Annotated in this window: 17 protein-coding genes; 12 read left to right on the top strand and 5 right to left on the bottom strand. The window is 66.2% G+C overall.

Annotation, left to right across the window (positions count from 1 at the left end; genetic code table 11):
- Nucleotides 1–457 precede the first annotated feature (457 nt).
- On the bottom strand, nt 458–907 hold the full coding sequence (locus GPJ75_RS15825; protein ID WP_163269275.1) for a DUF305 domain-containing protein: 450 nt from the start codon (nt 905–907) through the stop codon (nt 458–460).
- A gap of 166 nt (nt 908–1073) precedes the next feature.
- On the opposite strand from GPJ75_RS15825, the gene GPJ75_RS15820 reads away from it, so the two are divergent.
- From GPJ75_RS15820 to GPJ75_RS15810, 3 genes are all read left to right on the top strand, one after another.
- Nucleotides 1074–1475, top strand: a complete 402-nt coding sequence (locus GPJ75_RS15820; RefSeq protein ID WP_163269274.1) for a DUF2946 family protein — start codon at nt 1074–1076, stop codon at nt 1473–1475.
- A gap of 74 nt (nt 1476–1549) precedes the next feature.
- Nucleotides 1550–2038 (top strand): copper chaperone PCu(A)C, encoded by a 489-nt coding sequence (locus GPJ75_RS15815; protein WP_163269273.1) that lies wholly within the window; start codon nt 1550–1552, stop codon nt 2036–2038.
- Complete coding sequence (locus GPJ75_RS15810; protein ID WP_163269272.1) at nt 2038–2649, top strand: SCO family protein; 612 nt, start codon at nt 2038–2040, stop codon at nt 2647–2649. The genes GPJ75_RS15815 and GPJ75_RS15810 overlap by 1 nt, the downstream gene beginning before the upstream one ends.
- A gap of 47 nt (nt 2650–2696) precedes the next feature.
- On the opposite strand, the gene GPJ75_RS15805 is transcribed toward GPJ75_RS15810, so the two are convergent.
- Complete coding sequence (locus tag GPJ75_RS15805) at nt 2697–3413, bottom strand: GntR family transcriptional regulator (RefSeq protein ID WP_163269271.1); 717 nt, start codon at nt 3411–3413, stop codon at nt 2697–2699.
- Between the two features lie 265 nt (nt 3414–3678).
- On the opposite strand from GPJ75_RS15805, the gene GPJ75_RS15800 reads away from it, so the two are divergent.
- The 6 genes from GPJ75_RS15800 (at nt 3679) to GPJ75_RS15775 (ending at nt 9450) form a co-directional block, all read left to right on the top strand.
- Nucleotides 3679–4767: an ABC transporter ATP-binding protein gene (locus tag GPJ75_RS15800; RefSeq protein WP_163269270.1), complete on the top strand. Its 1089-nt coding sequence runs from the start codon at nt 3679–3681 to the stop codon at nt 4765–4767.
- 34 nt (nt 4768–4801) lie between these two features.
- The gene (locus GPJ75_RS15795) at nt 4802–6091 is read left to right on the top strand and encodes an ABC transporter substrate-binding protein (protein ID WP_163269269.1); all 1290 of its coding nucleotides are present in this window, start codon (nt 4802–4804) and stop codon (nt 6089–6091) included.
- Between the two features lie 118 nt (nt 6092–6209).
- Nucleotides 6210–7118, top strand: a complete 909-nt coding sequence (locus GPJ75_RS15790) for an ABC transporter permease (protein WP_163269268.1) — start codon at nt 6210–6212, stop codon at nt 7116–7118.
- Nucleotides 7119–7121: 3 nt separating this feature from the next.
- Nucleotides 7122–7940 (top strand): ABC transporter permease, encoded by an 819-nt coding sequence (locus GPJ75_RS15785; protein ID WP_163269267.1) that lies wholly within the window; start codon nt 7122–7124, stop codon nt 7938–7940.
- 17 nt (nt 7941–7957) lie between these two features.
- Nucleotides 7958–8701, top strand: a complete 744-nt coding sequence (locus GPJ75_RS15780; RefSeq protein ID WP_163269266.1) for an aspartate/glutamate racemase family protein — start codon at nt 7958–7960, stop codon at nt 8699–8701.
- A 149-nt stretch (nt 8702–8850) separates the two neighbouring features.
- Complete coding sequence (locus GPJ75_RS15775; RefSeq protein WP_163269265.1) at nt 8851–9450, top strand: 2'-5' RNA ligase family protein; 600 nt, start codon at nt 8851–8853, stop codon at nt 9448–9450.
- Nucleotides 9451–9464: 14 nt separating this feature from the next.
- Here GPJ75_RS15775 and GPJ75_RS15770 read toward each other — a convergent pair whose 3' ends face one another.
- Complete coding sequence (locus tag GPJ75_RS15770) at nt 9465–10469, bottom strand: AraC family transcriptional regulator (RefSeq protein WP_163269264.1); 1005 nt, start codon at nt 10467–10469, stop codon at nt 9465–9467.
- Nucleotides 10470–10549: 80 nt separating this feature from the next.
- Here GPJ75_RS15770 and GPJ75_RS15765 point away from each other — a divergent pair, with 80 nt between their 5' ends.
- The 3 genes from GPJ75_RS15765 (at nt 10550) to GPJ75_RS15760 (ending at nt 13088) form a co-directional block, all read left to right on the top strand.
- The gene (locus tag GPJ75_RS15765; RefSeq protein ID WP_163269263.1) at nt 10550–11752 is read left to right on the top strand and encodes an MFS transporter; all 1203 of its coding nucleotides are present in this window, start codon (nt 10550–10552) and stop codon (nt 11750–11752) included.
- A 200-nt stretch (nt 11753–11952) separates the two neighbouring features.
- A complete protein-coding gene (locus GPJ75_RS27605; protein ID WP_281354807.1) occupies nt 11953–12087 on the top strand; it encodes a hypothetical protein in 135 nt (44 codons plus the stop codon).
- Between the two features lie 86 nt (nt 12088–12173).
- Complete coding sequence (locus GPJ75_RS15760; protein ID WP_163269262.1) at nt 12174–13088, top strand: LysR family transcriptional regulator; 915 nt, start codon at nt 12174–12176, stop codon at nt 13086–13088.
- 351 nt (nt 13089–13439) lie between these two features.
- Here GPJ75_RS15760 and GPJ75_RS15755 read toward each other — a convergent pair whose 3' ends face one another.
- Together GPJ75_RS15755 and GPJ75_RS15750 are read right to left on the bottom strand one after the other, a co-directional pair.
- On the bottom strand, nt 13440–14543 hold the full coding sequence (locus GPJ75_RS15755; protein ID WP_163269261.1) for a 4-oxalomesaconate tautomerase: 1104 nt from the start codon (nt 14541–14543) through the stop codon (nt 13440–13442).
- Between the two features lie 8 nt (nt 14544–14551).
- Entirely contained in the window at nt 14552–16537 is a 1986-nt protein-coding gene (locus GPJ75_RS15750) for a tripartite tricarboxylate transporter permease (RefSeq protein ID WP_163269260.1), read from the bottom strand.
- Nucleotides 16538–16575: the final 38 nt, after the last annotated feature.

Here is a 16575-nt window from a genome sequence, read left to right as displayed (position 1 = left end):
CGAAATATGGTGTTGCTGTGGATTTTTAGTAGCAAAAATCTGACCGAAAAGCAGAGTTCCGACTTGTCCGCCGGGCTAATGCCGAAAGGCGTCTTTGGTTCCTTCAGTAGATGCCGCTCCCGGTCCCTGTGACGAGGCTCTATGCCCCGGCACCTGGGCGCCGACGGAGCGGCAACAATGGCGGCAACGGTTTGGAAGGGCGATGCAAACCAGACGGGACATGCGACCGGGAGCTGTCAACGCGCGATCGACGACGCTCGCGGGACGTTCCTGGATGGGCCTTTATCGAGGACTGCACATCGAAGAAGCCGGATAGGGCATCCACCCCAGCACGGCACAGCTACACCGAGCTTTCCTCCTCCCGATGCGTGTGAGCAACTTGGTCGCAGGGTTCGGTGAGCGGGGACCATCGTCCCCGATGGAAGGCTGAAGACCTGACGCAGGCCCCGCTTTCCTGTCAGCGCGTATCGTCCAAGTCTTCTATAAGCATCTTCATTTCGGCGATTTCTTCCCGCTGGGCCTCGATGATCTGATCAGCGAGCTTCCTGACCCGTGGGTCGGATATTCGTGCCCGCTCGCTCCTCGTTATGGCCATCGAGTGGTGAGGGATCATCGCCCGCATGAAGGCGACGTCTTTTACCAGCGCCTGGCTTCTGTCGAGGGAGACCGCGACCGCCAATACGACGACCCCCACTGCGAGGATGCCTATATTGCCGGCCCTGCTGGAATACATGCTCCACATGTAGGCCAGCATGATGACGGCCATCGTCGCACCCATCGCCAACGCCATGTAGATGCGCGACTCGCTAAGGGTGATGTGATCCAGCTGGTAAGTAGCCATGTACATGACCGCGTACATCACCACCGTCCCGGTGGCGATCATGGCCGCGAATCTCAGATAAGACATCGGATAGACCCTTCGCGCTGTTCCTCACGGTCACCGAACTCCCGAGGCACCGCCTCGTTCCCACCCCGATGCAGCCCGTTACCATGGGTACCAAACATGATGACGCGGCCCGATTCGCCGCAGTGACTCCATGGCGGAACTGTGCGATTGGGGGAGCATGAGGACCATGCGTTGCATGCTGGGCGATCGGCTGAGGGGAGGCGTTCTGGCCGCCCTGATCGCCTATGTGATGCTGCTGCAGGGGCTTGTCTCCGCGTTCGCGCAGGGCGCCCTGGCGGCGCCGCAGCCGGGATCGACCTTCGTCATCTGCTCGCTGACCGGCGCGGTTCCGGGCACCGAGGGTACGGTCGGGGATGGGCCTCTGGAGCGCGCGGCCCACCATTGCTGTGCGGCACTGTGCCATGCCGCCGCGTCCCATAGCCCGGCGCTTCCAACCGCCGATCTCGGCCCCGCCTTCGTGCCGGAAGCCGGAACGCCGCCGCACCTTCCGGCGCTGGAGGTCTCGCCCCGGCCAAGCGCCCTGGGGCTGTCGTGCGAAGCCCGCGCGCCGCCGCTCCACTCCATCTGACGCTTCAATCCGTGGGACCGCTGCGCCGACTGGCGCGCACGGCCTCATGTCTTTGCGCTTATGGAGAAACGAACATGCGAACCCTTCCATTCCTTCTGGCGGCTGCTTTGACGCTCGCCGTTAACGCCGCCTTCGCCCACGAGTACAAGCTCGGCGGCATCGAAATCATCCACCCCTGGGCCCGGGCGACGCCGCCTTCGGCTCCGTCCGGGGGCGGCTTCGTAACGCTGACCAATAGCGGGGAGGAGGCAGACCGGCTCGTCGGCGCGGCATCGCCGGTGGCCGGCCGGGCCGAGCTCCACAAGATGGAGGTGACCGACGGCATCATGAAAATGCGGCCGCAGCCCAACGGCATCGCGCTTCCCGCGGGCGAGACCGTCGAGCTCAAGCCCGGCGCCTTCCACATCATGTTTCGCGATCTTACCGGCCCGATCAAGGAGGGCGAGCGGGTGCCGCTCACCCTGACCTTCGAGAAGGCCGGATCGATCGACGTGGAAATGGCCGTTGCCCCGGCCGGCGCGCCGGGGTCTAAGGACGAACACGATCACGGGGGAGGGCACTGATGCGCACGCGTATCGCTGTACTTGCGGCGCTGGCGGTCTTCGTGATCGCCGGCACCCTCACCGCATTCACGCTTCTGGTGGGGAACAGGGCGCCCACGGGCGTCCAGCAGGTCTCGGGGGTCGCCGATGTCGGCGGCCCCTTCACCCTGACCGACGAGACGGGAAAGACCGTTACGGAAGCCGACCTTCTCGGCAAGCCGAGCGCCATCTTCTTCGGCTTCACCTTCTGCCCCGACGTCTGCCCGACGACGCTCTACGAGCTGTCGGGCCTGATCGACGAGCTCGGCCAGGACGCCGACAGGATGAACTGGGTGTTCATCTCCGTCGATTGGGAACGTGACGGGCCTGAGGAACTGCGGGAGTATCTCGGCGCTTTCGATGAGCGCATCCGCGGCTTCTCCGGAACCGAGGAAGAGATCGAAAAGGTCACCAAGGCCTACAAGGTCTTCTACGAGCGGGCTCCGACCGAGGACGGCGGCGACTACACGATCAATCACACCGCTTCGGTCCTCCTGATGGACGGGGAGGGGCGTTTCTTCGGCACCCTCGGCTATGGCGAGGATCCGCAGATGATGCTCGGCAAGGTGAAGCGCCTCCTTGCGGGAGCGTGATGTCCGCGCGGGGCACGGAATACGGGTTCCGGCTTTCTGGAATTGCCCTAGGGCAGGTGCAGTGCCTCGCTCAAGGGGAGGCCTTCCGTCAGCCGCAAGTCCAGGTCGGCCTCGATATGATCGATGTGCTGCAGCATGAGCTTGGCCGCGCGCTGCGCGTTGCCGGCTTCCAGCGCCACGACGATGCTTTCGTGCTCGTCGTGGCCGCAGCTCGAGGCGCCCGAGCGGCCGTAGAGCGCGATCACCAGCGAGGAGCGGGCGGTCAGCTCTTCCAGGAAGCGGTAGAGGATGTCGTTTCCCGCAACCGACGCCAGGAGGAGGTGGAACTCGCCCGAGGCCCTGATCTCGGCGCGCCGGGCACTCGGACCGCGCTCGGTCATGAGGCTGGCCTCGCCGCGCAGGTGCCTCTTAAGGGCCGCGATGTCCGCCGGGTCGACGCGGTCGCAGGCGGCCGCCGCCATGCCGGGCTCGACCAGCCTGCGGGCGGCGAAGATCTGCCGGGCTTCCTCGGGTGAGGGGGTGGCGACGAAGGCGCCGCGGTTGCGCTCGCTGCGCACCAGCCCTTCGAGGGCCAACATCTGCAGGGCCGAGCGCACCACCGTCCGGCTGACGTCGAACAGGCCGCCGACCTCGCTCTCCGATAATTTCGTGCCCGGCGCCAGCCGCCGCTCGATGATGGCGTTGCGGAAATGCTCGCGGATGATCTGCGCGCGATCCTCGGGGGCACGGTCGTTATGGGCAGGCTTCTGGTCGGTGATGGTCATGGCACCTTGAGCTCAATTCGTCCTGTTCTAGCCTGAAATGCCGCTGAGGGAAGAGTCTATTTGAATGCGATCATAGCAAAGATTGGATACAATCTCTGCCAAAATAGGAGACAATATGCTCATATTTTGGGCATTGCCGCTTTGTGCGCCAGGTTTCGGTTTGCTGCGGGTTTTCTGAAAAAGTAGATAAAGCAACAACTTATCAATAGATCACTCAACTGGCACACATAATGCATTGCCTTTTCCCGAGCAGAAGGGAAAGCGCATGAGCAAGGCCGCAGCGATCGATATCGTCTCCGTGACCAAGACCTATGGAGCGACGACGGCGGTTCGCGCGGTCAGCCTCAAGATTCCGGCCGGCAGTTATTGCTGCCTGCTCGGGCCCTCGGGCTGCGGGAAATCTTCCACGCTGCGCATGATCGCCGGCCACGAGAGCATTTCCTCGGGCGACATCAGGCTCGGCAACACGGTGGTGACCGGCCTGCCGCCGGCGCGCCGCGGCACGGCGATGATGTTCCAGTCCTATGCGCTCTTTCCGCATCTGGACGTGGCCGAAAACGTCGCCTTCAGCCTGAAGATGAAGGGCGTGCCCAAGGCGGAGCGTCATGCAAGGGCGCTGGAGATGTTGCGGCTGACGCATATGGAGGAATATGCCGCGCGCCGGCCGGCGCAGCTTTCGGGCGGCCAGCAGCAGCGGGTGGCGCTGGCGCGCGCGCTCATCACCGATCCCGAGGCGCTGCTTCTCGACGAGCCGCTTTCGGCGCTCGACCCGTTCCTGAAGATCAGGATGCGGGCCGAGCTCAAGAAACTGCAATCCAAGCTCGGCATCACCTTCGTTCACGTCACCCACAGCCAGGAGGAGGCCATGGCGCTGGCCGACATGGTCGTTGTGATGAATGACGGGCGCATCGAGCAGGCGGCGGTGCCGCGCACCGTGTTCGAGCGTCCAGCGACCGCCTTCGTGGCGCGCTTCATGGGCGATCACAATGTGCTCGGCGGCACCGTCACCGCCGCTGCCGAGGGCTCCGTGACAATCGGCGTGGAAGGCGGCGGCGCCTTCGTGGCGAGGGGAGGCGGGCGGACGGCCGGAGAAGCAGCCGACATCGCCATCCGCACCGACCGGGTGAGGATCGGCGAGGCGGACGACCCCACGCTCGGCTTCACCGGCACCGTTTCCAACATCGAATATCGCGGTTCTTCCGTGAAGCTGTCGTTTGCCGGTGCGGGCATCGACGACTTCACCGCGATCGTCGGCGACACGGCGTTCTTCGCCCGGCCCATCAGGGTTGGCGAGACGGTGCCGCTGGCATGGGAGGCCGAAGACGCCATCGTCCTCGGCCGCCTCGACGCCTGAAGAAACAACCATCCGAAAAAAAAGGGGAACAGCTATGACCAGGACGACAACGGGACAAAAAGGAATCTCGCGCCGCGCGCTGCTGAAGACCGGAGCGGCGGCCGCCGGCCTTGCGGCCGGCTCGGGCGCCATCACCGGCTTTCCGACCATCTGGGCGCAAAACCCGATCACCCTGCGCCAGTTCGGCACCGGCGTCTCGAACCTCAACGCCATCGCCCAGAAGTGCAAGGAGGATCTCGGCATCACGCTCGAGATGACCGCGACGGATTCGGACGCCGCCGCGCAGCGCGCCGTCACCCAGCCCGACAGCTACGACATCGCCGATATCGAATACTGGATCGCCAAGAAGGTGTTCCCCGCCGGCGTCATGCAGCCGATGGAGGTGTCGAAGCTCAAATATTACGACAAGATCGTCCCGCTCTTCATAGATGGCAAGCTGACGCCGGACAGCGACATCGCGCAGGGCACGGCGCCGCACACGGTCGGCTTCGTGGAGGCGCAAGGGTCGACGACATTCGCCGCCGAGCCGACCGACTGGCTGACCATGGTGCCCACCATCTACAACGCCGACACGCTGGGCATCCGGCCGGACCTCGTCGGCCGCGAGATCACCACCTGGGCCGATATCATGGACCCCGCCTTCAAGGGCAAGACCTCGATCCTGAACATCCCCTCCATCGGCATCATGGATGCCGCCATGATCATGGAGGCGATGGGCGAGATCACCTATGCCGACAAGGGCAACATGACGACGGAGGAGATCGACAAGACCATCGACTTCCTCATCAAGGCCAAGGCCGACGGCCAGTTCCGCGCCTTCTGGAAATCCTTCGACGAGAGCGTCAATCTGATGTCCTCGGGCGAGGTGGTGATCCAGTCCATGTGGTCGCCGGCGGTCGCCGCCGTCCGGGCCAAGGGCATCCCTTGCGTCTACCAGCCGCTCAAGGAAGGCTACCGCGCCTGGGGCGGCGGCCTCGGCCTTGCCGCGCATCTGGAGGGCGCCAAGCTCGACGCGGCCTACGAATACATCGACTGGTACCTGTCGGGCTGGGTCGGCGCCTATCTTAACCGCCAAGGCTACTATTCCGCCGCCATGGAAACGGCCAAGGAGCACATGTCGGAAGACGAGTGGGGCTTCTGGGTCGAGGGCAAGCCCGCCGAGGGCGACATCCTCGCGCCCGATGGAAAGGTGATGGAAAAGGCAGGTGCCGTGCGCGACGGCGGCTCTTTCGAGGAGCGCATGGGCAAGGTCGCCTGCTGGAACTCGGTGATGGACGAGGACCGCTACATGGTGCGCCGCTGGAACGAGTTCATCGCGTCCTGATCGAGCAGACTGGAATGCCGACGCACTTCGCGCCCCCCTCTGTCCGCCCCTCGACAAAAGCTCGGGAGGACAGAGTGGGGCGCGAAGGGACGCTGCAATATCACGATGGAAGACCACGATGACCATCGCCGCTGAACAGCATGTGGACGGAGCCGCCGCCAAGCCCGCCAGCCGCTTCAACCTCGCCCGCCTCGCGCCCTATCTCCAGGCCGCGCCGCTGACGCTGATCCTCGGTGCGTTTCTCGTGGCGCCCATTCTCATGATCGTCGTGGTGAGCTTCTGGGACTACGATTTCGCCCGGCTCTATCCCGATTTCGTGACCTACAACTACACCGAGGCGCTCGGCTCCTGGGTCACCTGGAAGACCTATCTCAACACGCTCAAATTCGCCGCCATCGTCTGGGCGCTCACGCTCTTCATCGGCTTCTGGGTGGCCTATTTCCTGGCATTCCACATCCGCACGACGGCGATGCAGATCGTCTTGTTCCTGGTCTGCACCGTGCCTTTCCTCACCTCCAACATCATCCGCATGATCTCGTGGATCCCGGTGCTTGGCCGCAACGGGCTGGTCAACGCGGCGCTGGTGGAGAGCGGGCTGGTGCCGGCGCCGCTCGAATGGCTGCTCTACTCCGAGTTCGCGGTCGTGCTGGCCATGGTCCATCTCTACACGCTGTTCATGGTGGTGCCGATCTTCAACACGCTGATGCGCATCGACCGCTCGCTGATCGAGGCGGCGCGAGACGCCGGCGCCAGCGGGCGGCAGATCCTCTGGAACGTCATCATCCCGCTGGCCAAGCCGGGCATGGCCATCGGCACGATCTTCGTCGTCACGCTGGTGATGGCTGACTTCATCACGGTGCAGGTGATGTCCGGCGGGCAGAGCGCTTCCGTCGCGCTTATCATGAAGAACCAGATGTCGCTGCTGCAATACCCGGCCGCCGCCGCCAACGCGGTGGTGCTGCTCGTCCTCGTCCTCCTCCTCGTCGCCGGCATCCTGCGGGTTGTCGACATCCGCAAGGAGCTGTGAACGATGGACCACGAGAAACGCACCGCCGGGTTCTACCTCCTTGCGGCTTTCTTCATTCTCTTCGTGCTGTTCCTCTACGGCCCCCTTTCGGCGATCCTGGTCCTGTCCTTCCAGGGGCCTGCCGGCGGGCTCACCTTTCCGCTCAACGGCATGTCGCTGCACTGGTTCGCCAACCTGTTCGAGCAGCAGGCGGTCGGCGATTTCGGCGGCAGCTTCCGGCGATCCTTCATCCTCGGCCTGATGGTGATGGGCGTAACCGTGGCCGTCTCGCTGCTCGCCGGCCTTGCCTTCCGGCGCCGGTTCTTCGGCTCCACGGCGCTCTTCTACGTGGCCGTCGCCAGCCTCGTCGTGCCTTCCATCATCATCTCGCTCGGCATCGGCGTGATGTTCCAGCAGATCGGCTTCCGCCCCTCCTGGTACACCTCCGCGTTCGGCGCGCATCTGACATGGACGCTGCCCTTCGGCGTGCTGATCATGTTCGCGGTCTTCAACCGCTTCTCGCCGGCCTACGAGGAGGCCGCGCGCGACCTGGGCGCGACGCCGTGGCAGACCTTCCGTCACGTCGTCCTGCCGATGATCGCGCCGAGCCTGATCGGCGTCGGCCTGTTCGGCTTCACGCTTTCCTACGACGAGTTCGCCCGCAGCCTCATGACGGCCGGCACCTACAACACGCTGCCGCTGGAGATTTACGGCATGACGACCAATGTGACGACACCCGTGCTCTACGCGCTGGGCACCGTCACCACGGTCTTCTCCTTCCTCGTCATCCTGGCCACGCTCGGCTGTATCGTCTATCTCCGCCGCCGCAGCGCGCGCGGCTGAGGGAGCTTATCCACGCAATGCGCATCCTCGTCGTCAACCCGAACACGACCGCCAGCATGACGGCCACCATCGAGGCCGCCGCGCGCCGGGCCGCAGCCGGCTCGACCGCGATCGAAGCGGTCACGTCCAGCATGGGCCCCGCCTCCATCGAGGGCTACTACGACGAGGCGCTGGCCGTGCCGGGGCTGCTCAAGGAGATCGCGCGCGGCGAAGCGGCGGGCGCCGATGCGGCCGTCATCGCCTGCTTCGACGATACGGGCCTCGATGCCGCGCGCGCCATGGCCGGCATTCCGGTCGTCGGCATCTGCGAGGCGGCTCTCAGCCTTGCCGCCTTCATCGCCCAGCGCTTCACGGTGGTCACCACCACCGAGCGCTCGCGCGTGCCGGTGGAGGGGCTGGTGGCGCGCTATGGGATGGCGCCGCGCGCCCGCGTCAGGGCGGCCGACATTCCCGTGCTTTCCCTGGAGGACCCGGCTTCGAGCGCCGCCGCCAAGCTGCGCGCTGAGATCGCCCGCGCGCTTGAGGACGACCGGGCAGAGGCAATCGTGCTTGGCTGCGCTGGGATGGCCGACCTTGCCGCCGAGCTTCAGGGCGAGTTCGGCGTGCCGGTGGTCGACGGGGTGGGCGCGGCCGTCAAACAAGCAGAGGCGCTCGTTTCGCTCGGGCTTACGACCGGCAAGAGGGGCGCCTACGCCTTTCCCGCGCGGAAGGCCTACACCGGCGCGCTCGCTGGGTTTGCACCGCCAAAGGCGGTCGCGTGATGGCAGGCTGAACACCGGTCATTCGAAGCGCGCCTGCGCTGGCGCTGTAAGTCGGCGCGAATCCGTGTTTTCTTTCTTGCAAGTTTGTTCATGTTATGTTCTCTTGCCCTGTGACATAGGGGCGTGGCGGGTGGCTGTGATGTGCGCGTATGCAAGGCGTATTCGAGTTTTACTGCTTGCCGCCTTGGCCAAAGCGGCCCAAACGGCCGGAGCGGCTGTTTTTCTGCCTGTTTCCGGATACCGAAACAGCCATCTACGCGCGAGGGTTCGCAGAGCGCTTCGTTTGCGAAAATCACCTGCGGGGGACGCTGCTTCAGGCGCCGCGCCTCCACATCTCGCTGCAGCATGTGGGGGATTACGGGTACCTGCGGACCAAATTCGTTTATGCGGCGAGGCAGGCCGGAAAAGCCGTTTCGATGCATCCGTTCGAGGTGGTTTTTCGCTTCGTCAAAAGCTTCGAGGGCGCCCCATCGATCACTGGCGGAGAGCGAAAGCGGCCGCTGGTTCTGCTCGGGGACGGAGAGGCTCTGCCGGCGCTTCACAAATCCCTCGGCGCCGCCATGGAGAAGAACGGGTTGAGGGCGGCGGAGCCTTTCACGCCGCATATGACGCTGTTCTACGGGCCGGAACCGGTGCCCATGCAGGCGATCGAGCCGATCCGCTTCGTGGCGAGGGAATTCGCGCTCGTCCACAGCGAGCGGGGGCTTACGCGGTACAACGTGATCGATCGCTGGTCGTTGCAGGGCTGAGCGAGCGGGAGCGGCTACAGCGGCGCCGTCGGGGCTTCGCGCGGTATCGGCGGCGTCGGCGCGCGGGCTTTTCCCGGCGGGTGGCCGGTGACGCGCTTATAGGCGCGGGCGAACGCGGCTTGCGAGCCGTAGCCGAGGCGTCTAGCGACGGTGTCGATCGCGATCCGATCGCGTCCGATCCACTGCGTGGCGAGCCGCATGCGCAAAGCGGCGACATAGCGCAGCGGCGTGGTGCCGGTGGCGGCTGCGAAGCGTTCCGCGAAGACAGAGCGGGAACTACCCATCTCCGCCGCCATTTCGGCCACCGTCCAGGCGCGGCCGGGATCGCGGTGCAGCGCGGCGATGACACGGCCGAGGCGCGGATCGCGCAGCGCCTCGATCCACCCTGTCGCATCGCCGCAGCCGCATTCCACCCAGCCCCGCACGATGGTGGCGGCGACCACATCGGCAAGCCGCGCGAGAATGCCGGCCGAGCCCGCGCGCTCGGTCGCCATCTCGCGCTCCATCGCCGACAGAAGCGGCATGATCTCCGGCTGCCGGGCGAGAAGCGCGCCGACCGACATGACCTGCGGCATGAGGCCTACGAGCGGATGCAGCGTATCGAGCTCGAACTCCATGCGGCCGGTGAAGATCAGGACATCCTTTGTGCGGCTCGCATCCTCCGGGGCCTTGCTCACGGCGCAGACGTCGGCGCACAGCGGGGTCCTCTCGAAGCTGTCGACGGGACGCACCGCGACGCCCGGCGCGGAGACGAGGGAGTGGCCGTCGCCCCGCGGCAGCAGGATTGCATCGCCGCAGGCAAGCGGCCTCGGCGCAAGCCCTTCCGACTGAAGATAGACGTTGCCGGCGGCGATGAACTGGAAGCGGGCTTCGGGCGCGGCCGGGAAGTGGATGCCGAAGGGCGGCGCAAGCCGCAGCTTGCCGTAGCTGGCGCCGCGAAGGCGCATGCCCATGAGCAGCTCGCTGATCGGATCGGCGCGGGCTGCTTCCGTTTGTATTTCGGAGTTTCGATCAAGCATTCCGGAGATTATGGCATGGATCGTCCGAAACCGCCACCCATCTGCAAGCGATCGACTTCATCAACCAGAGGATCCTGCAGATGCATGACGCGACGATTGCGGAGAGGGGGGAAGATGCCGGCTCCGCGCCGGCCTGGGGGGCCGTGGTTTCCATGAGCCTCGGCGTATTCGGGCTGGTGGGAGCGGAGTTCCTGCCCGCCAGCCTGCTGACACCGATAGCCGCGGAACTCGGCGTGACGGAGGGAATGGCCGGACAGGCGGTGACGGCGACCGCGGCGGTGGCACTCATCACCAGCCTGTCGATCACGGCGGTGACGCGGAAGCTCAACCGGCGCTTCGTTCTCCTCGGTTTTTCTATCCTGCTCATCCTGTCGAACCTCTTGGTGGCGATCGCTCCCAACCTGCCGCTGCTGCTTGCCGGCCGCATCCTGCTCGGCGTCGCGCTTGGCGGGTTCTGGACGCTGTCGGCGGCGACCATGATGCGGCTGGTGCCGGAACGCTATGTGCCGCGCGCCCTTTCCATATTGTTTTCCGGTGTGTCGGCGGCAACGATTTTCGCCGCCCCCATGGGCAGCTATCTCGGCGCCGTCGCCGGATGGCGTACCGTCTTCGTGGCGGCGGCGGGCTTGGGCGTGCTGGCGCTTGCCGTGCAGTTCGCCACGCTGCCGGATTTGCCGCCGCGCGGGCAGTCGCGCTTCGGCACGCTGATCGAGGTGCTCTCCCGGCGGGCGGTCGGCCTCGCCATGGCCGCGATCCTCCTGGTCTTCGTCGGCCATTTCGCCTTCTTCACCTATATCCGGCCGTTCCTGGAGACGGTGACCGGCGTCGGCGTGACGGGTATTTCCATTATCCTCCTGGCCTTCGGCATCGCCAACTTGTTCGGCAACTATCTCGGCGCGTTCCTGCTCGAGCGCTCGATGCGGCTGACGCTCGCCATCATGCCGCTGACCATGGGCACACTGGCGCTGTCGCTTTCCGCGCTTGGCGGCAATGTGGCCGCCGACGCGGCGATGGTGGCGCTCTGGGGCCTCGCCTTCGGTGCGGTTCCGGTCGCCTGGTCCACCTGGATCACGCGCGCCGTACCCGACGAGGCTGAAAGCGCCGGCGGCCTCTTCGTCGCGTCGATCAACCTCGCCATCGCCACCGGCGCGGCGGCGGGCGGCCTTATCTTCGACGTCAGCGGTGTGACGACCGTCTTCCTGGCGAGCGGTGCGGTGCTCGTCATCGCAGCGGTAACGATCATGGCCGGCGTCGAGACGCGTGCTGTGCCGAAAGCCGCTTGAAGGCAGGCTGAGCACCGGCTGGGGCCGCGCCATCTTGGCGGCGCGTGAGAAGGAGGCGGGGGAGTAGCGCTCACACCCGCGGCCACAGCCATGCCGGAACGCGATGCCCCCTTTCGCCATCGGTCGATGGCGGCGGTGCCCGGCCGGCATTAAATGCCTGGCAATAACCGGGTATCCATGCCGTGAGACGGTCCATTCTTATGAAAATAAAAGCTTTCCCCGCCGCCATCGAGCGTTGGATAGAGCGCATACGGCTCTACCAGTCCTTCGCGCTCTATACCGAGGTCCACCGCTTGCCGGCTGAGGCGCGTCGCCAGCTCGGCTTGACGGAGTGAGTGTGTCGCGAGCGGCCGCGGGCGGCCTTCTGATTTCACGCCGCTGCTTGCTATAGTGGCGCTCCGCAGAGACCGGAGGGCCGCAGATGACGCATTTCGATCCCGTGACCGCCCGCCTTGTTCTGGCGCTGGTCCGGGACGGCTCGATCGCCAAGGCCGCCGAGCGCGAGAACATCGCCCCCTCCGCCATCAGCCGCCGCATCGCCGATCTCGAGCTGCGCTCGGGCATCGTGCTGTTCGACCGTTCCGCCCAGGGCGTGGCGCTCACGGCGGCGGGCGCGGTCTATGCGGAAGGCTGCCGGCGCATCTTCCGCGAGATCGCCGATCTGGAAACGGCGATGGCCGGTTTTGCATCCGGAGAAGGCGGCCAGCTTCGCATCGCCTCGACCAGCTCCGCCCTTTCGGGCCGCCTGCCGGAACTGCTGGCCGAATACGCGAAGAGCCATCCGGCCGTGCAGCTCGATATAAGGGAGATGGCGGCGCGTGCCGCACTCACGGCGCTGGAGGACGCCCAGGTCGACCTTGCCATCATCGCCGATTATTACGACTTCGCCGACTTCGACGTGATGCCGTTCGAGGACGACCACGTCTGGGTTATCGCCTCTCCCGGCCATCCGCTGGCCGGCCGCATCGCGGCGCGCGAAAGGCTCACATTCGAGGACGTGGCGCATTTCGAGGTGGTGGGCGTCCATCATGGCGGCGCGCTCGACCGGTTGCTGAGCGACGCGGTGCGCAAATCCGGACGGGCGCTGGGCGAGCGGGTGAACGTGGAGAGCTTCCCCTCGCTGGTGCGCATGGTGGAGGCGGGCTTCGGCATCGGTTTCCTGCGGAATTCCAGCATCCATCTTCTTGCCGGGACCGATCTCGTCTACACGCCCCTCTCGGAGGAATGGGCAAGGAGGAAACTTGTGGTCGCGCGGCGCCGGAAGGTGCGGGCGGCGGCCTCGGTCGAGGCTTTCGTGGCGCTTTGCCGGGAGAGCTATACCGTCCCGGACGGCTGAGAGGGTGGGGAATCCCACCATGCGACGCCCGAGCTTGCCTGGGGGCTCATCCTGGCCCTGCGCGCCTTCGATCCCGAGCGGCACCAGCTTGTGCGCGAAGGCTTGTGGCAATCCGATATCGGCACCGTTCGCTGTAGCCGCGTGCGCCGCTTCGTTCGCCGTGCCAGGGCGGGCGAGGGGCAGGATGTCGGGCGGCAGCGTCGTGCCGGCTTTTTCGAGCGCGGCGAAGCCGATGTCGCGGTGGGTATAGGAGAAATCGAGGCCGAAGCGGCGGCCGGCGGCCTCGATCGCGGCAAGGGCGGCGGCGGCGATCTCGGGGTCCGATCCCGTCGCCCGGCAGAACGAGCAGCTTCACGGGGTGGCCTCAATCGTCAGCAGGCGGGAGGGCACGAACAGCTTGCCCTCCATGATCTTCCTCGCGGTGCGGATGACGCCGCCGCTTCTCACCTTAAGGTCGGCACCGGAGCCCTCCGTCAGGAGGGCGACCTCGAGGACGCCGACCGCGTGCTCGATGGCGATGCGGCGGTCGTTGCCCTCCGGGCGGTCGGCCAGGCCGTCGGAGACGGAACCTTCGAGAACGCAGCAGGCGGCGACGCACAGCCCGCCGGTTACCGCGAAAGCGGCATGGGTCGCGTGCGGCACAAAGTAGCGCGCGGCGATGGCGCCGCCGTTGCGCGGCGCGCCGAGGATGGCCACCTTGGGGACCACCCGGTCGGACACGTCGCCGAGGCCCATGCGCGCGCCCGCTTCCCGGCGCATCGCCTCGATGCGGGCGAAGAAGGCGCGGTCGGCGTCGAGCTCGGCGGGCGTCTCGTGGGCCTTCTTGCCGAGGTCGGCGGCTTTGACGATCATCATCGGAACCGCGACGTCGATAAGGGTGACGGGAACGCCGTCGATCTCCTCGACGACCTTGCCGGTGGGCAGCAGCGCACCGGTCTTGGAGCCGACGATCTCCATGAAGTTGAGGCGGATCGGGGCGGCGGTGCCGGGCACGCCGTCGATCGCGGCATCGCCGTCATAGACGACGGCCCCGTCGCGCGTCGGCACGAGCGCCTCGATGCGGCTTTGCGTATTGATGTTGTAGATGACGACCGGCGTTTCCCCTTCCGTCATGGGCAGCATTCCTGTCTCGAGGGCGAAAGGTCCCACGCCGGCGAGGATGTTGCCGCACGAGGGCGCGGTGTCGACGATCGCCTCGGTGACCGATACCTGCGCGAACAGGAAGTCCACGTCGACCCCCTCGCGTGACGACGGCCCGACGATGGCGACCTTTGAGGTGAGGGTGTCGGCGCCGCCGAGGCCGTCGATCTGGCGCGCGTCCGGCGAGCCCATGGCGGCAAGCAGGACACGGTCACGCATGATCGGATCGCTGGGAAGGTCCTGCGCGCGGAAGTACGGGCCCTTGGATGTGCCCCCGCGCATGAGGATACAGGGAATCGTGGTCTGTGAGAGCATGGCGGTTCCTACCGGAGGGGCCAGGGGAGGTCGAAGCCCGCCTGCAGGAGCCCGCCCGGGAACACCAGGTTGAGGGCACGTGCGAGCGCGAGCATGAAGACGGCCGCGGTCAGTGTGAGGATGACGGTTCTGATCCACGACGTTTTGGCGACGACCTTGAGGAAGACGACGAAGAAGCCGACGAGGCTGAGGAAGAAACCGACGACCGCCACGCCGCCGACGAAGCCGGCGAGCCAGGCGATCATCGCCCAGGCGCCGCCCGGCACGTCGTTCTCGCGTTTGGTGGTCTCGACGTCGAAGTTCGCCGAGGTTCCGAGCCTGCCCATGGCAAGGGGCGCCATGGCGGCGATGGTGGCGGCGACGCCCACCACCGCGACCGTGGCGGGAAAGACGCCGCCGAGCATGGAAAGGCGGAAGCTTTCCGAGAAGGCAAAAATGAATGTGGCGAGCACGGCCGCGCCGAAGAGAAGCTGCGGCCAGACATGGCCAGCCTGCGCCAGCTCCGCCGTTCCCTCGGTGCTGACCGCGCCTCCGGCTTCGCCGGGCCGCTTGCGTGCGCCGAGCCATACGGAGGCAACGGTGAGCACGATGATGGCGATCACCAGCGGCCGGTTGAGGAAACTCCAGCCGGAGAACTGCACCGCCTGGTAGAGGTAGCGCTCGGCTTGCGTGGCCAGCACGAAGCCGATGAGGAAGGCAGGCCGCGGCCAGCCGAAGCGCTTGAGAAGCACGCCCACCACGCCCATCGCCAGGAGCGCCACGAGATCGTAGAGCGAGCGGGTCGCCTGGAAGGCGGCGAAGGAGATCACCATGATCATGAACGGCGCGATGAGCGCGTAGCGGATCGTCGTGAGGCGGGCGATGCCGGGCGCGGCGACGATGCAAAGCACCGTGCCGAGCACGTTGGCGAGGGCCAGCGACCAGACGATCGTATAGGTGATCTCCAGGTTGCGGTCGGCCATGGCGGGGCCTGGCTGCAGGCCGAGAAGGATGAGGCCCGCCAGGAACACGGCCATGGAGCCCGATCCTGGGATGCCGAAGAGCAGCGTCGGCACCAGCCCGCCGCCCTCCTTGGCGTTGTTGGCCGATTCCGGGGCGATGACGCCGCGGATGTCGCCCTTGCCGAAGCGGGAGCGGTCCTTGCTCGTCTGGACCACGTGGCCATAGGCGATCCAGTCGACGACGCTGCCGCCGAGGCCGGGGATCGCCCCGACCATGGCGCCGAGACCGGAGCAGCGCAGCGCCAGCCATTTCTCGCGCCAGGTGTCCTTGACCCCCTCGATCCAGCCTTTGCCGAGCGTCGCTTCCTTCGCAATGGCAGACTGGCTGCGCAGGAGGTCGACGATCTCTGGCACGGCGAAGAGGCCGAGGGCGACGATGACGAGAGGCAGCCCGTCCATAAGGTAGAGCGAGCCGAACTCCATCCGGTATTCGCCGGTGGCGGGCGCGGCGCCGATCGTGCCGCACGCCAGCCCAAGCGCCGCCGTGGCGATGCCCTTGGCGAGGTTGCTGCCCGACAGCACGCCCACCATCGAAAGCCCGAACACGGTGAGCGCGAACAGCTCCGGCGAGCTGAAGCTGAGGATCAGCGGGCGGGCGATGACGACGAAGCCGGTGAGGACGAGCGCGCCGAAGAGACCGCCGAGGAGCGAGGCGGAGAAGGCCGCCGCCAGCGCGCGGGCCGCCTGCCCCTGCTTCGACAATGGAAAACCATCGAGGACGGTGGCCTGCGAGGCGGTGGAGCCCGGTATGCCCATCAGCACTGAGGCGAAGGTGTCCGATGTAGGGATGACGGCGACGAGGCCGATCAGCATGGCGAGCGCGGAGGTTTGGTCCATCCCGTAGATGAAGGGCAGGAGCAGCGACAGGCCGACGATCCCGCCAAGGCCCGGCAGGATACCCACCGCCAGCCCGAGCACGACGCCAAGGCCCATGAAACCCATGTGCTGAAGGGTCATCAGATTGGTAAGTGCGAGGAGGAGTGTTTCCAGCATGCGGGTTCATCCTGCGGGAGCATCTTAGGTCCGGCTCT

Origin of the sequence: Chelativorans alearensis, from assembly GCF_010993735.1 — a bacterium.
GTDB classification, from domain to species: Bacteria; Pseudomonadota; Alphaproteobacteria; order Rhizobiales; family Rhizobiaceae; genus Chelativorans; species Chelativorans alearense.
The sequence above is the reverse complement of the archived record's forward strand: the minus strand, read 5'-3'. Positions and strand labels throughout refer to the sequence as shown.